Origin of the sequence: Nocardioides dubius, assembly GCF_039528155.1 — a bacterium.
Lineage (GTDB): Bacteria > Actinomycetota > Actinomycetes > Propionibacteriales > Nocardioidaceae > Nocardioides > Nocardioides dubius.
Genome location: NZ_BAAALG010000001.1, coordinates 258,952 through 275,474, shown reverse-complemented (window position 1 = coordinate 275,474; position 16,523 = coordinate 258,952). Strand labels below are relative to the sequence as shown.

General features: G+C 69.6%; 8 protein-coding genes and 1 pseudogene. 8 read left to right on the top strand and 1 reads right to left on the bottom strand.

Annotation, left to right across the window (positions count from 1 at the left end; translation table 11 throughout):
- The 4 genes from ABD151_RS01215 to ABD151_RS01200 all read left to right on the top strand — a co-directional run.
- The coding region (locus tag ABD151_RS01215) for an alpha/beta hydrolase-fold protein (RefSeq protein WP_343990484.1) at positions 1-418 on the top strand (418 nt) is incomplete at its 5' end.
- Between the two features lie 33 nt (positions 419-451).
- Positions 452-5,371, top strand: a complete 4,920-nt coding sequence (locus ABD151_RS01210; protein WP_343990481.1) for an NAD-glutamate dehydrogenase — start codon at positions 452-454, stop codon at positions 5,369-5,371.
- Positions 5,372-5,439: 68 nt separating this feature from the next.
- The gene (locus tag ABD151_RS01205; protein WP_343990478.1) at positions 5,440-6,339 is read left to right on the top strand and encodes an ABC transporter ATP-binding protein; all 900 of its coding nucleotides are present in this window, start codon (positions 5,440-5,442) and stop codon (positions 6,337-6,339) included.
- Positions 6,336-7,409: an ABC transporter permease gene (locus tag ABD151_RS01200; RefSeq protein ID WP_343990475.1), complete on the top strand. Its 1,074-nt coding sequence runs from the start codon at positions 6,336-6,338 to the stop codon at positions 7,407-7,409. Before ABD151_RS01205 ends, ABD151_RS01200 begins: the two co-directional genes overlap by 4 nt.
- Before the next feature lie 7 nt (positions 7,410-7,416).
- Here the strand turns inward: ABD151_RS01200 and ABD151_RS01195 are convergent, their stop codons facing one another.
- A complete protein-coding gene (locus ABD151_RS01195) occupies positions 7,417-8,847 on the bottom strand; it encodes an HNH endonuclease signature motif containing protein (RefSeq protein WP_343990472.1) in 1,431 nt (476 codons plus the stop codon).
- A gap of 458 nt (positions 8,848-9,305) precedes the next feature.
- Between ABD151_RS01195 and ABD151_RS01190 the strand changes: the two genes are divergently transcribed.
- From ABD151_RS01190 to ABD151_RS01175, 4 genes and pseudogenes are all read left to right on the top strand, one after another.
- Complete coding sequence (locus ABD151_RS01190; protein ID WP_343990469.1) at positions 9,306-9,848, top strand: hypothetical protein; 543 nt, start codon at positions 9,306-9,308, stop codon at positions 9,846-9,848.
- A complete protein-coding gene (locus tag ABD151_RS01185; protein WP_343990467.1) occupies positions 9,739-12,582 on the top strand; it encodes a LamG domain-containing protein in 2,844 nt (947 codons plus the stop codon). The genes ABD151_RS01190 and ABD151_RS01185 overlap by 110 nt, the downstream gene beginning before the upstream one ends.
- 43 nt (positions 12,583-12,625) lie before the next feature.
- On the top strand, positions 12,626-12,880 hold the full coding sequence (locus ABD151_RS01180; protein ID WP_343990465.1) for a hypothetical protein: 255 nt from the start codon (positions 12,626-12,628) through the stop codon (positions 12,878-12,880).
- Positions 12,881-13,448: 568 nt separating this feature from the next.
- Positions 13,449-16,523: pseudogene (locus tag ABD151_RS01175) on the top strand (hypothetical protein); the annotation flags it as partial.

Sequence of the window (16,523 nt, the reverse complement as noted above, 5' to 3'; positions counted from 1 at the left end):
CGTCGCCGGGCATGACGCGTGGCTTGCCGGGCCGTTGCTCGACGCGGCCCGTGCGCGGCAGCCGGTGAGCGCCGCTGCCGCCGACACGGTGATCGTCGGACAGAGCCTGGGCGGGCTGACCGCACTGCGGGTAGGCCTCCGCTTCGGCGACCGGATCGGCAACGTGGCCAGCCAGTCGGCGTCGCTGTGGCAGGACGACCTGGCCGGGCTCCCGCTCGACGGGTCGGCCCGGATCCACCTGGCGCACGGTGTCCAGGAGTGGGTGCTGGCACCCGACCACGAGCGGGTCGCCGTCCGGTTGCGGGAGGCGGGCCACGAGGTGCTCGCGCCACGCTACAACGGTGGCCATGACTACGCCTGGTGGCGCGGTGCGATCGGTGACGCAATCGTTGCCTTGTTGTCGCCGGTCGATGGTTGAATCCCGCGCCGGGCGCGGCCTAGTGTCGAGAACGTGCCGAACACACTGGACGACACCAAGTCCGAGCTGATCGCCAAGGCCACCGAGGTGGCCGCGCACGGGCGAGGCAGCGGCGGGCCGCCGATCGAACAGATCGGCGGGCTGCTGCGGGCCTACTACCGCCACGTGCCTCCCGAGGACGTCTGCACCCGGGAGCCGGTCGACGCCTATGGCGCCTTCGCCGCGCACTACCGCCTCGCCCAGGAGCGGCCGCAGGGCACCACCTCGGTCCGGGTCTTCACTCCGACCGTCGCCGAGCACGGCTGGTCGGCGGGCGGCCACACCGTGGTCGAGGTGATCACCGACGACATGCCCTTCCTGGTCGACTCCGCGACCATGGAGCTGGCCCGCCAGGGCCACCACCCGCTGCTGGTGATCCACCCGCAGTTCGAGGTGACCCGCGACATCACCGGTGCGCTGCGCACCGTCGCCGTCGCCGACGAGCGGATCGCCGACACCCGCGAGGCGGAGGCGACCCGCGAGTCGTGGATGCACATCGAGATCGATGCGGACACCGACGCCGAGGACGTCGCCGCGATCGAGGAGGGGCTGCGCGAGGTCCTGCGCGACGTGCGCGAGGCGGTCGAGGACTGGCAGCGGATGCACGCCCGGATCCTGGAGATCGTCGAGCAGCTCGAACAGAGCCCGCCGCCGCTGCCGGCGTCCGAGATCAAGCAGGGCGCGGAGTTCCTCACCTGGCTGGCCGACGATCACTTCACCTTCCTCGGCTGCCGCGACTACCGGCTGGAGGCGGCGACCGAGGGGGTCGCCGCGGCCGATGCGGACGCCAACGACCTTGTGCTGCGGGCGGTGCCCGGCAGCGGCCTCGGCGTGCTGCGCTCGGACCCGGACCTCTCCGAGGCGTTCAGCCGGCTGCCGGAGATCGTCCGCTCCAAGGCGCGGGAGAAGACGTTGCTGGTGCTGGCGAAGGCCAACTCCCGCGCCACCGTGCACCGCGCCACCTACCTGGACTACGTCGGCGTCAAGGTGTTCGACGAGGCCGGCGAGGTGGTCGGAGAGCGCCGCTTCCTGGGGCTCTTCTCGTCCGCGGCCTACACCGAGTCGCTGACCCGGATCCCCTTGCTGCGCGAGAAGGCCGCCGAGGTGATGGCCCGGATCGGGTTCGATCCGACCAGCCACGCGGGCAAGGCGCTGATGGACACCTTGGAGAACTACCCGCGCGACGAGCTGTTCCACACCCCGGTGGAGGAGCTGGCCGACATCGCCGAGGCGGTGATGTTCACCCAGGAGCGCCGTCAGCTGCGGCTCTTCGTGCGCGGCGACACCTACGGCCGCTACCTGTCCTGCCTGGTCTACCTGCCGCGCGATCGCTACAACACCACGGTCCGGCAGCGGATCGCCACCATCCTCGGCCAGCGCTTCGGCGGTGAGGTGGAGTTCACCGCGCGGGTCACCGAGTCGAACATGGCCCGGCTGCACTTCGTGGTCCGCCCGCCGCAGGGCCGCCGGATCGACGGCGTCGATGTCGGCGAACTGGAGCGGCGCCTGGTCGAGGCCACCCGGTCCTGGCAGGACGACTTCGCAGCCGCGGTGCGCGCCGAGTTCGGCGAGCAGCGGGGCGCGGCCCTGGCCCGCGAGTACGGCGGCTCGTTCCCCGAGGCGTACAAGGAGGACTACGCGGCCCGCACCGGTGCGGTCGACCTGGGCCGGCTGGAGGCGATCGGTGGCGAGGAGGGGCTGGACCTCGCCCTCACCGAGGACCTGGACGCGGCCGGGGGAGAGGCCCGGCTCAAGGTCTACCGGGTGGGCTCGCCGCTGTCGCTGAGCCACGTGCTGCCGATGCTCTCCTCGATGGGCGTCGAGGTGGTCGACGAGCGGCCCTTCGAGCTGGAGGGCCTGGCCCGGCGCACCCTGATCTACGACTTCGGCCTGCGCTACTCCCAGCGGCTCCCGGCCACCGCGCACCAGCCCTTCCAGGACGCCGTCCGCGCGATCTGGAACGGACAGAACGAGGTGGACGGGTTCAACCGGCTGGTGCTGGCGGCGGGCCTGACCTGGCGCCAGGCGGCGCTGCTGCGGGCCTACGCCAAGTACCTGCGCCAAGGGGGAAGTCCGTTCGCCCAGGACTACATCGAGGAGGCGCTGGCCGCGAACCTCGACATCACCCGGGGGCTGGTGGCGCTCTTCGAGGCCCGGCTCGCGCCGGGTGCGCCGGCCGACGACGAGGGCCGGATCGCCGACGTCGAGCGGATCGAGGCGTCGCTGTCCCGGGCGCTCGACGACGTCGCCTCGCTCGACCATGACCGGATCCTGCGCTCGTACCGCACGGTGATCTCGGCGACCCTGCGCACCAACTACTTCCAGAGGGTCGCCGACGGCGGTCCGGACGCGGCCCGCGAGGGTGCCGACCCGGATGCGGCGAAGAGCTACATCGCGTTGAAGCTGGACCCGGGTGCGATCCCCGATCTGCCGGAGCCCCGCCCGCGCTACGAGATCTTCGTCTACTCGCCGCGGGTCGAGGGCGTGCACCTGCGGTTCGGCTCGGTGGCGCGCGGCGGCCTGCGCTGGTCGGACCGGCGCGACGACTTCCGCACCGAGGTGCTGGGCCTGGTCAAGGCGCAGATGGTGAAGAACACCGTGATCGTGCCGGTCGGCGCCAAGGGCGGCTTCTTCGCCAAGCTGTTGCCGGACCCGGGCGATCGCGACGCCTGGCTGGCCGAAGGGGTGGCTGCCTACACCACCTTCATCTCCGGGCTGCTCGACGTCACCGACAACCTGGTGGACGGTGCGACCGTGCCGCCGCCGCGGGTGGTCCGCCATGACGGCGACGACTCCTACCTGGTGGTGGCCGCCGACAAGGGCACGGCGACCTTCTCCGACATCGCGAACCGGATCGCCGGCGAGTACGGCTTCTGGCTGGGCGACGCGTTCGCCTCCGGTGGCTCGGTCGGCTACGACCACAAGGGGATGGGAATCACTGCGCGCGGTGCCTGGGTCTCGGTGCAGCGGCACTTCCGGGAGATGGGGGTGGACTGCCAGCGCGAGGAGTTCACCTGCGTCGGCATCGGCGACATGTCCGGCGACGTCTTCGGCAACGGCATGCTCTGCTCGCCGACCACCCGCCTGGTGGCGGCCTTCGACCACCGCGACATCTTCCTCGACCCGCAGCCGGACGCCGCGGTCTCCCATGCCGAGCGCAAGCGGCTCTTCGAGCTGCCGCGCTCCTCGTGGAAGGACTACGACCGCTCGCTGATCTCGGCCGGCGGCGGGGTCTTCCCGCGCAGTGCCAAGTCGATCCCGCTGACGCCGGAGATCTGCGAGCGGCTCGACATCGACGCCGCGACCACCTCGCTGACGCCGGCCGAGCTGATCCGGGCGATCCTCACCGCACCGGTCGACCTGCTCTGGAACGGCGGCATCGGCACCTACGTGAAGGGCAGCGCGGAGAGCAACGCCGAGGTCGGCGACAAGGCCAACGACGGAATCCGGATCGACGGCGCGGACCTGCGGGTGCGCTGCGTCGGCGAGGGCGGCAACCTCGGCTTCACCCAGCGCGGCCGGATCGAGTACGCGGCGGCGGGTGGCCGGATCAACACCGACTTCATCGACAACTCGGCCGGTGTCGACACCTCCGACCACGAGGTGAACCTGAAGATCCTGCTGGACCGGGTGGTCGCCGCCGGCGACCTGACCGGCAAGCAGCGCAACGAGCTGCTGGCCGCGATGACCGACGAGGTCGCCCAGCTCGTGCTGCGCGACAACTACGAGCAGAACCTGGCATTGGCCAACGCGGTCGCCGGGGCCTCGGTGCTGGTGCCGGTGCACGAGGAGCAGATGAAGCATCTCGAGCAGCTGGGGGTGCTGAACCGCGACCTGGAGGCGCTGCCGGACTCGCGCCGGGTGCGCCGCCGGATGGAGCGCGGCGAGGGTCTGCACGCGCCGGAGCTTGCGGTGCTGATGAGCTGGACCAAGATCGTGCTCGCCGAGGAGCTGCTCGAGTCGCAGCTGCCCGACGACCCGTGGCTGCGCCGGCACCTGCTGGCGTACTTCCCGGCCCAGATCCGTGACGGGTTCGCGGCGCAGGCCACCGACCATCCGCTGCACCGCGAGATCATCGTGACCCAAGCGGTGAACGATCTGGTCAACGGAGCCGGGATCACCTTCTGGACCAGGCTCTCCGCCGAGACCGGGGCCAGCGCCGAGGAGCTCACCCGGACCAACTTCATGGCCCGCGAGATCTTCGCCTTCGGCGACCTGTCGGCGGAGTTCTCCTCGTGGGACAACAAGATCCCGGCGGCCGCGCAGACCCAGATGCGCCTGGAGCTGCGCAACCTGATCGAGCGCTCGACCCGGTGGTTGGTGACGAACCTGCGCCATCCGCTGGAGATCGAGAGCACGGTGCAGCGCTTCGGCGAGGTGTGCCGCGGCGTGCTGGCCGAGCTGCCGGAGATCCTGACCGGACGTGAGGCCGCCGACGCCGCCCGGCGCCGCGATCTGCTGACCGGACAGGGGGTTCCCGAGGATCTGGCCACCCGGGTCAGCGTGCTCGCCTCCGCGCACGCCCTGCTCGGCGTTGCGGAGACCGCGGAGCGCGAGGGGCTGTCGCCGTCCGCGGTGGCGAAGGTGCACGTCGAGCTCGGTGAGCGGCTGGGGCTCTCGGTGCTGGCCGCGCGCGTGCTGGGGCTCAAGCGCAGCGACCGTTGGCAGACGATGGCGCGCGCCGCGCTGCGCGACGACCTCGACGACGTCCACCGGAGGCTGACCGCGCAGGTGCTCCAGGGCGCGGAGCCGGGCTCGGGGATCAAGGAGCGGATCGAGGCCTGGGTGGGGGACAACGCGGTGGCGATCAAGCGTGCGGTCGCGGCGCTGGACGACATCACCTCGGACGAGGAGGCGGATCTGGCGCGGGTCTCGGTGGGCCTGCGGGTGGTGCGTGGGCTGCTGGTGTCGTGAGGCCCGCGAATCGAGCCTGTCGAGACCGCCGGGCCGGCCTGGTTGCCTTTCCTGGATAGCGTGGCGGCATGCCAGCGATCGAGGTCAGTGGCCTGTCCATGCACTACGGCGACCTGCGTGCCGTCGACGACGTCAGCTTCACGGTGGCCGAGGGGGAGTTCTTCGGCATCCTCGGCCCGAACGGTGCCGGCAAGACGACGACGCTCGAGATCATCGAGGGCCTGCGCCGGCCGACGTCGGGTGAGGTGCGGCTGCTGGGGGAGTCGCCGTGGCCCCGCAACGCCTCGCTGCTGCCGCGGATCGGCGTGCAGCTGCAGGCCTCGGCCTTCTTCGAGCGGCTGACCGCCCGCGAGCAGCTGCACACCTTCGCCTCGCTGTACGGGGTGCCGGGGCGGGCCGCGGACGAGTGGCTGGAGCGGGTCGGGCTGGCGGACAAGGCCGACACCCGGGCCGAGCAGCTCTCGGGCGGTCAGGCGCAGCGGCTCTCGATCGCCTGTGCGTTGGTGCACGACCCGGAGCTGGTCTTCCTCGACGAGCCGACCGCGGCGCTGGACCCGCAGGCGCGGCGCAACCTGTGGGACCTGCTGTCGTCGTTGAACGACTCGGGCCGCACGGTGGTGCTGACCACGCACTACATGGACGAGGCGGAGACGCTCTGCGACCGGGTCGGGATCATGGACAGTGGCCGGATCCTGCGCCTGGACACGCCGTCCGCCTTGGTGCGTGGGCTGGACGCGCCGACCCGGGTGGTGCTGGCGCACCGCGTCGACGACGTGGCCGAGGTGGCGGACGTGCCCGGGGTGGAGCGGGTGGACGAGGCGCCGGAGGGGCTGGTGGTGACGAGCTCGCAGCCGGCGGCGCTGTTGGCGTGGTTGGCCCGGCATGAGGCGTTGGAGGGGATCCAGGTGCGCGGGGCGACCTTGGAGGACGTCTTCTTGGACCTGACCGGACGGGAGTACCGCGCATGAGCACCGAGGCCGCGTCGTTCAAGGCGTTGTCGGCGGCGATGGCGAAGGGGTTCTGGCGCGACAAGTCGTCGGTCTTCTTCGCGGTGATCTTCCCGCTGATGTTCCTGGTGCTGTTCGGCGCGATCTTCGACGTCGACGACCGGTCGCCGTCGGAGGTGATCCAGGTCGGGGCGGTGCCGTTGATCGACGACCTGCCGGCCGAGGCCCGGGAGTCGTTCGACGACGCGTTCGAGGTGGCGCACACCGAGGATCGCGAGGCTGCGCTCGAGAAGGTCCGCAAGGGGGACGCGGATGCGGTGATCGAGATGCAGGGCGACACCTTGGTGGCGCACTACACGGTGACGGACCAGACGTCGGCGGCGATGACGGCGGGCACGCTGCGGGCGTTCGTGGACTCGGCCAACGTGGCGGCGTCCGGACAGCCGCCGCGGTATGCGTTCGAGGCCTCGGCGGTGGAGGACGACTCGCTCGCGGTGATCGACGTGATGACGCCGGGGCTGTTGGGCTGGGCGGTGGCGATGAGCGCGGCGTTCGGCGCGGCGGCGACGTTGCAGGGTTGGCGGCAGAGCAAGCTGCTGCGGCGGTTGCAGCTGGCGCCAGTGCGTCCGCGCACCATCGTGGGGGCGCGGATCTTCGTGACGGTGATGATCGCGTTCGCGCAGACCGCGATCTTCCTGGGGCTGGGCACGCTGGGGTTCGGGCTGAACCTGACCGGGTCGTGGTGGATGGCGGTGCCGCTGGTGGTGGCGGGAACCCTGTGCTTCATGGCGTTGGGCCTGTTGGCCGGGGCGTTGGCGAAGACCACGGAGGGCGCGGTGAACCTGGCCAACCTGTTCGTGCTGCCGATGGCGTTCCTGTCCGGGTCGTTCTTCCCGCTCGACGATGCGCCGGGCTGGTTGCAGGTGGTCTCGAAGGCGATGCCGTTGCGGCACCTCAATGACGGCATGCTGGACGTGATGGTGCGCGGCGAGGGCCCGGCGGCGGCGCTGGTGCCGATCGGCATCCTGTTGGCCTTCGCTGCGGTGGTCTGTCTGCTGGCGGCGAAGCTGTTCCGGTGGGAGAGCGTGTAGCGGGCGGCTACGTCCGCAGGATGAGCCGGATGGCGCCGCCGGGAAGGCGCTCGACGGCGTAGCGCGGGTCGTGGATGCAGTGATGGTGCCTGCTGCACAGGAGCTCGCCCTCGTCGAGGTCGGTGTTGCCGCCGAGGTACCAGGGCGTGCGGTGGTGTGCCTCGCAGAAGCTCGTGGGGATCCGGCAGTTCTCGACCAGGCAGTAGGGATGGCGGATGCCGAGCGCCTTGCGTTGGGTGCTGCTGTAGAGCCGCCGGGTGCGGCCGAGGTCGAGGGGCAGTGACCCTCCGCCGAGGACGGCGGGGAGGATGCCGGCGTTGCAGGCCAGGCGGCGGGCCTCGCCGGCGGAGATCCGGTCGTGCCAGCCGTCGCGCGCGGTGGCCAGCGTCGCGGTGCCGAGGTCGTTCTTCAAGGTCTCGAAGTCGATGGTGACCACGACAGTGGTGGCGTCTCCGCCGTGCAGTGGCAGGCGCTTCGGGTCGAGGCTCTCCAGGAGGGAGTTGAGGGCAATCGCGTTGCGGCGAGGGGTGGACATCCGGCGGACTGCGTCCTTCGTGGTGCCGTGTCCGCGGCTGGCGGTGTCGGCCGGCTCGGCGTCGGAGGGGTCGCTCGGGCTGTCGAAGGCGCCGTGGTGGGGGTCGCGCCCGGGGCACTCCAGGTCGCCGCAGGCTTCGCCGTAGTGGCCGTCGTCGGTGGCGGTGCAGCCGCACGGCGCCGCGGCGAAGGGGTCGCGGCGGGGGTTGGTGAAGGCGTTGAGGACGGTGGCCAGCCGGTTGGCGCAGTGATCGGTGAGCAGGCCGGAGATGCGGGTGGTGCCGTCGCCCTGAGGGATCAGGTTGAGGCGTTGGCGTTGGTGGGCGGAGCGCTCGAGGTCGGCGAGCCGCTGGGCCTCGACGGCTTCGGCGATCTCCGGTGCGGCGACGTCGAGGATGCGGCGGCCGATGCGACGCAGGTCGAGTGGGCCGAACTGCTCCGCGCGCTCGACGAGGACCTGTTCCGCTCGGGCGACGACGTCGGCGTCGAGGTCGTCGGGGAGGGCGCGCAGGGCGCGGGCGATCTCGCGGGCCTGGGCGAGGTTGGCCCGGCCGTCGCGCAACGCGGCGCGGAGGTGGTGCCAGGTGGAGTCCAGGTCGCGGGCGAGAGCGAGGTCGCGGTTCAGGGTGCCGTGCGCCTGGTGGGTGTGGTGGGCGATGAAGTCGCCGACGTTGCGCGCTGCGTGGGCCTCGGCGACGTCGTCCGCGCAGGCCATCACGCGGTAGTTGAGCTCGTGGAGTTGGGTGATGAGGGTGGGCAGCTCGGTGAGGACGGCCGCCTTGTCGGTGGTGCTGAGGTAGGCCGGGTCGGCGTCGCGCACGTCGTGCAGCGCCTCGCGGATGGTCACCGTGGCAGCACAGATCGCCGGCCGCGTCGGACCGGTACCCCAGTCGTTGCTGGTCATCGCTGTCACCTCCATCCGGAGCCGCGGTGCCTCCCGGACCCTGCGTCCGGGTGATGCCGAGAACGCTAGGACCGACCTCCGACAGAAGCCGTGACGAGGCAGCCCGCGGCGAACGCGACGAGTGGTGAGGCTGCGGGCCATGCGGCAAGCCTGGGCTAGACCGGACGTTCGCGATCGCGCTCCCCGAGAACCGATCGGGGTCGGAGGATCGTCGAATCTTGTTATCTGCATGATAAAAACGCCAACTTCCTTGAGCCGCTTGCTCGTTCGGCGCATGGGGAGGCGGGGGAGTTGCTAGCGTCCGGACCGTTGGGACGGGAGTGACTCGGGAGTCGTACGCGCATGCTTTGACCGCGTACGCGCATGCTCTGACCGAGTCCGTTGGATCGGGGTTGGGGATGCAGGTTGCTAGTTGTCGGTCCGTCGCAGGCCGCAGCGCGTTGGCCGTGGTGGTCGGCGTGTTCACGGGGCTGGTCGGGGTGGTCGCGCCTGAGACAGCGGCTGCGGTGGCCCCGCAGGTCGCAGATGGCTACGCCGCGGCGTTCGAAGAAGCTGAACGTGAAGGCGAGCGGGTTGCGATCGATGAGCTCGGCGACGAGTACAGCGAGGTGTTTGCCGAACCGCGCGGGAACGTCATGTCGCAGACGACCACGGCCACTCCGACGCGCGGCTGGAACATCCACAACGAGCTGGTGCCGATCGATGTCGATCTCATCGAGCGCGACGGTGGAGTAGGCCCCGCAGCGTCGAGCGCTCCCGTGACGTTCCCGACCGACGGATCCAACATCCTGATGCTGACCTCAGGCGATCATGAGCTGCGGGTCGGGCTTCCAGGCAACCTGGGCGAGCCTTCCTTGGATGGGGCTACCGCGCTTCCGACAGGTCTACGTCGTGAAGACTCCGCAGGCAGCCACCTCGAAGCCGATGGAGTCGTTGCGATTCGAGTTGGACGCCGGCTCGGACCGCGTGTTCACAACGCCGAACGGCATCAGCATCCGTGATGAGTTGGGGTCTGAGGTCTTCGCCTCCGGCGCTGCGTACATGTGGGACTCCACGCCTCAGCCGCAGGACCAGGGACGGAGTCTCGCGGAGTCCGAGGCCGATGACGGCTCTCCGCGGTCCACGCCGGACGGAGACTCGTCCACCGGCACGACGGTTGACGGAGAGGCAACCACATCCATTGCCCCTGAACCCGGAAACGAGTGGGCGGAGATGGAGGTCGACGCCACCAAGACCGCTCTGGTCGTGAGGCCGGATCAGGAGATGATGAGCGATCCGGCGACGGTGTTTCCCGTCTATGTCGACCCGTCAGCGAAGATCAAGCGCGCGGAACGGATGATGCGCTCTGATGGCTACGAGCAGTGGCAGTTCGACGGTTCGGAAGGCATGGGGCGGTGCCCCACCTCGTACTCATCGGAATGTGGCACCGCCTATACCAAGCGCCTCTACTTCGAGTTCGATCGTGGTGAGCTCAACAGTGGAGACCATCTCCTGAAGGCCGAGTTCGCTGCCTTCGGAACGTGGTCCCCTTCGGCTTCGTGTGCCAAGCATTCGTTCGATCTGCGCCAGACCGGGGCGATCTCGCCCTCCAGTTCGTGGCCAGGGCCCTCGTCAGTCCGCACGATTGGGTCCAAGTCCATGGCATTCGGACACACCAACTGTCCCAACAAGTGGGCGGAATTCTCCAACGCCGCACTGCTGGCCCAGGCCAAGCGCCTTGCCACCACCGACCTTCCGCGGCTGACCCTCATGCTCCGCGCCACCGACGAATCCGCTCAGCTGGCATGGAAGCGCTTCCGGCAGGACGCCAAGCTGACGGTGTGGTTCGCCCGCAAGCCCGGCAAGCCGACGTCGGTCGGCGTTCAGACTGGAGGCGGCACCTACCAGTGCGCGACGTGGGAGAACGCCACACCGGTCGATGAAGTGGCAGTGAACGTCCGCGCGTATGCGCAGACCCTCGTGCAGCCCAAGGCTGACAGCCCTCGAGGTGCGCTCGACATCGACTTCGAAGTGGAGACGAAGGCAACGTCGACGTCGACCGACTGGACTGCCACTGCCACTCGCCGGCTTCCCGGTGCCTCATCCAGCGTTGGAGACGGAAGCGCGGTGGTCGGCAGCATCAGCGTGCCAGCCGGAAAGTGGCGTCACCGGGTACGTGCCCGGACAGTGTCCTCCTATGACGAGACCGACGCCGGGGCGGGGAGCGGAGCACTGGTCGGCGACTGGACGTCGTGGTGCTACTTCTACGTGGACCTGGACGCACCTGGTGCCCCCTCGGTGACCAGTGCCATGTACCCCGGCGTGCTGGGCGGTGCGGGCGATCTCCCGCCCCCGACGTTGCCGGAAAGTGCGACAGGCGGCCCTGGCAGGACAGGATCCTTCGTCGTCACCCGCAATCCCAAGGACAACGACAACAACATCGCCAAGTACCGCGTGGCAGTCCGGAGCACTGACATGGCGCTGTCAGCGGGCCCCGCACACGTCGCGGTGAACACCTCTGCCACCAAGGAGTACGCGACCTTCACCTTCAAGCCGCCGAATGATGGCATCTACGTGGTCGAGGTGATAGCGATCGACGTCCTCAACCGCACCAGCGCGGCGACGCAGTACGTCTTCAGGGTGCCGGACACCTCCTCGAACGCGGGGAGCTGGCACGTCACGGACGCCGATGCAGGCGAGATCGCGAACTGGGCGGTGCCCCCGAGCACGTCGGGGCCGCTGGTCCTCTCGGCTGCGGGCGTGAACCGAGCAAGTGGAATGGGTCGGCGGGCCATCGGCCTCGGTGAGGCGGGAGCGGACGACGCATCGCTCAGGTTCGATGGAACCGGCGGCCTCGCGACCAGCTCCGCTCCGGTGACGTCACCTGAGGCCACCTTCACCGCCACCAGTTGGGTGTACCTCTCCGACCTCGCCGCCGATCAGGTCGTCTTCAGCGAGCAGGGAGCAGACGGGCGCGGCATCGAGGTCGCCCTGGACGCGGGCAATGGTCGCTGGGTGGCGCGTTGGCGCTACGGATCCGGCGGTGCCAGCTCGTTGGAGGCGATGTCGCCAGCCAACACCGCGCTGGCTCAGGCCTGGGTCAACGTCGGTGTCCGTTTCGACGGTGCCAGCCTTGCTCTGCTGGTCAACGGACGGGTGGCCGATACCGTAGCCGTGGTCCCAGCGGCTGCGCTGCCCTTCCAGTCCACTGCCCGGTTGCGAGTGGGCGGACGGGCCGGTGGTGAGCGGCCGTTCAAGGGATTCGTCGACGAGATCATGGTCTGGAACAGCGCGCTCGCGGATGAGCAGCTCGGCCCGCGGGTCTTCATGGCAGACGGCCCTGATGCCTCTTCCTCACGAATGGCGTTGGTGCGTCGCTGGGAGGCCACCGACGCGGCAGGTGGCCTGGTCGACCTCTCGAGCTACGGAGGCCCAACCCTGGCAAGTATCGGGGGAGCGGTCGTCGACCTGACCGAGGGCGTGGCCGTGCTCGACGGCATCAACGACGTCTTCTCTACCGCCAACCCGGCCGTGGATCCAACGGCGGGCTTCACCGTCGCTGCGACCTTCCGGATGGACTGGCTGAACCTCGCGATCGGAGAGTCCATGCGGGTGATGGGGCAGCGCGGAAGCGGTGGTCCCGGCTGGGCGCTGTGGTACACGCGGTTGGCCGATGATGACGCTGGTGTTCCCCGGGGGGGCATGGTCATTCGGACAGTGGTCGCAGCCTGGAACCCTGGCCCAGGGCCGACATGAGTTCGCGGATGCGTTCGGACTGCTCGATGGTGAGCTCACGGTGGTGGCCACCTCCACACCCAGACGCTCGTTGAACCTCGGCTCAGGCTATGACGTTTGTGTGCGGTTCGACGGCGAGATGCAATGCCAGACGCTGGCAGAAGAGGCCCGCCGAGGCCTCGGGGCGTTCGAACTCGGGGGCCGCGACGCCACAGACGGCACGGACCATCGCCACCTGGCCGGAGCAGTGCGCAGCGTCAAGCTCTTCGCTGGGGCTGCAACGGCGGATCAGATCGACCAAGAGATCGTGGAGCAGTGAATTGAAGCCAATGCGTAGGCCCCTGAGCATCGCAACTGCAACGGTCGTTGTCGCGAGTACCGCAACGCTGATCGGATTCGTGAGTGCGCCAGCGGTTGCCGTCGCTGCACCCAAGGTCGACCTGGGCGAGCCCTCCGAGGTCGAGCGGATGGCGTCCGTGGAGGGGCGCGAGGCGGCGCAGAGTGCCGCTGCCTTCAACGCCCGGGTCGAGAGGATGGCGCGAGGTGCCCTGGCGGCGCAGGTCTCCCGCCGCGCTCAGACCGCAAGCACACAGAAGGGCGCCCCCACGCTGGAGCGAAGGGCACGGAATCGATCTGTGCTTCCCCCGAGCGGCGGCACGACCTGGAGGGCCCTCGCCGATTCAGCCCCGGCCGCGGCTACGGCTCCCGCCGAAGGCGGCGGGAACTACGCCGCGACCCCGTTCACGACCAGCGCCCAGTGGTCGCAGGGCGGTTCGAGCGGGTCGTTCAGCTGGTCGTATCCGTTCACGGCACCCACGCCCTCTGCTGGCCCGGCCCCTGCCTTGGGGATCTCCTACGACTCAGGCTCTGTCGACGGCCGCACGTCGGTGTCGAACAACCAGTCCAGCGTGATCGGCGACGGCTTCGAGCTCACCTCCTCCTACATCGAGCGTCGATACACGCCCTGCGCGAACGATGGTGCCGCCGAGGCCAAGCAGGACCTGTGCTGGCGTGGCGAGCAGCTCAACCTCGTGCTGAACGGCTCGGCCTCGGAGCTGGTGCAGGTCGGACCGGACTCCTTCATCTCGAGGAGCGACGACGGAACGAAGGTCGAACGGCTCACCGGAGCCGACAACGGCGACAACAACGGCGAGCACTGGCGGGTGACGACGGCAGAGGGCGTGCGCTACGTCTTCGGCAAGAACAAGCTGCCCGATGCCCAGGCGAGCTCACCGGTCACGGAGTCGGTGTGGACCGCGCCGGTGTTCAAGATCGGCACCACCAGCAACGACCCGGCGCAAGCCGATGAGTGCGCTGCGACGCAGTGCAAGGAGGCCTGGCGCTGGAACCTCGACCTGGTCCAGGACCTCCACGGGAACGTCGCCACCTACTGGTACCAGGCTGAGACCAACCACTACCGGCGCGGAGGTGACACCCCTGTCGCCTACGAGCGCGGTGGCCGACTCGTCGCCGTCGACTACGGACTTCGTGCCGGGGCGCTCTTCAACGCGCAGGGCGAGCGGACGACGCCGTCGCACCGGATGGTGCTCAGCTACGACGAGCGTTGCCTGGCCGCGGAGTGTGGCAGCCTGACCGAGACGAACAAGGCGAAGTGGCCGGACGTCCCGTTCGACTCCGTATGCGCGGCCGGCGAGGCCTGCACCGATCAGAAGGCACCCACCTTCTTCACCCGCAAGCGACTGACGAAGGTGACCAGCCAGTCGCGGAGCGCCGGCGTCCTGACCGACGTCGACTCGTGGGAGATGGACCACCTCTGGTACGACCCGGGCAACGTCGGGGACGGTACCGATCAGGTGCTGTTCCCGAAGTCGATCAAGCGGACGGCGCTGGCCGGACCGACGCCCATCGCCTTCCGCAAGGTGGAGCTCGCCCCCACGCTCGATGAGTCGATGGCCAACCGGGTGGACGCGACCGGTGACGGCATCACGCCGTTGGAGCGACCGCGACTCAAGCAGATCGTCTCGGAGACCGGCGCCGTCACCCGGGTGACCTATGCACCGATCGAGTGCACGCCGGCAAACAAGCCGGCCGGCACCAAGGAGGCGATCGCGGCGAACACCAAGCGGTGCTTCCCGGTCTATTGGGCGCCGTACGGTGGCGACGAGCGTCTGGACTGGTTCCACAAGTACGTCGTGGAGGCGGTGACCGTCGAGGACACCACCACGGGCGACCGCGTGATGACCAGCTACGACTACCTCGGCGGAGCCGCCTGGCGCTTCAACGACGATCACCTGCTGGCGAACAAGCACCGTACGTGGTCCTCCTGGCGTGGATATGGCCGCGTGGCGACTCTGGTGGGCCCCGGCGACAAGCCGCAGACGAAGGCGGTCACGGCCTACTACCGAGGCATGCACGGCGACCGGACCGCCGGCGGCGGAACTGCCACGGTGCAGGCGCCTGCGATCACCGCGCCCGATGTGCTGGACCGCGATGAGTTCGCTGGTTCGGCACGCGAGCAGGTTGTCTACAACGGCGAGAACGGTGCCGAGATCTCGGGAACCGTCACCACCCTGACCAGCAGCGGCACGCAGAGCCAGACGCTGCCGGGCGGTCCGGTGGACGGCGATCCGGCGGACGCGGTCGAGCTGCGCGCGAAGCGCGTTGCCACCGAGACCGGTGTCTCGCGGGTGCGGGTGACCAGTGGCAGCTCTCCCACCCACAGCTCGGTGACGACCCACGCCAAGGAGTTCAACGCCGACGGCTACCCGACCCTGATCGAGACGTCGGCGCGCGAGTCGACGGGCGCGGCGCCGTCCACGCAGACCTGCACCCGGATCTGGCATGCCCGCAACCCGGCGATCAACCTGCTCGGTCAGGTGGTGCGGAGCCGCACGGTGCAGGGCTCCTGCGCACAGGAGCCGGCGCTGGCGGACTACCCGGCCCTCGGGGCGGGCCGCGGGAGTGTGCTCAGCGACGTCAGCACGCTCTACGACGGCGCCAGCGCCTGGTCCGGTCAGACCCCGGATCGAGCTCTGGTGACGGGAAGTCAGCGAAGCGTCGGCTACGGCAGCGCAGACGGGTCGTCGCCGTCCTGGCAACGTGTCTCCTCCCAGACCTATGACGCGCTCGGCCGGCCGCTGGTCACCAAGGATGCGCTGGCACGGGCGGTTGCGACGACGAGCTATGTCCCGTCGGGTGGCGGCCCGCTGGAGCAGATGACCGTGGCCAACGGCCTCGGGCACCAGACCGAGACCACCTACGAGCCGCTCCGAGGCCTGGCCACGACGACGAAGAACGCCGACTCCTGGGTCGACGAGATGGCCTACGACGCCGCGGGCCGCTTGACGAGCGTCTGGACGGGGCTCGACCGCACGATCGATGGTGACACTCCGACGTTCAAATACGAGTACCACCTCGGAGGCGCCGCCGACAGCAATGGCTTCGTCCAACCGAGTTGGATCGCCACCTCGGAGAAGGACAAGAGCGGCAACGGCTATCTCACCACGTACGAGATCAGCGATGCTCTGCTCCGAGTCCGTCAGACCCAGAGCAAGTCGCAGGCCGGCGGTCGGCTGCTGACCGATACCGAGTACGACGAGTGGGGCAGGATCGCGCGCACCTTCACCGACGTGTGGGACCCGGATGCTCAGCCGTCTGGCGCCTGGTTCCGTACCTCGGCGGGTGGCTTCGTCCAGACCGACTTCAGCTATGACGGCGCGGGTCGCAAGCTGAGCGAGACGGTCAGCTACACGCATCCCGACCCTGACCAGAGCGGGAACACCCGGCGGAGCTTCACGACGGCGCTGGAGTACGCCGGCAACACGACGACGCAGCTGCCGCCTGAGGGCGGACTGGCCAGTCGCACGACCACGGACGCACTCGGTCGGCAGACCAAGCTGGAGTCCTTCGCAGGAAGGACGGCGACCGGCACACCTCTGGTCACCGCCTACTCGTACGACGCCGAGGGACTGCTCACGAAGGTCACCGGTGCGGACGGATCC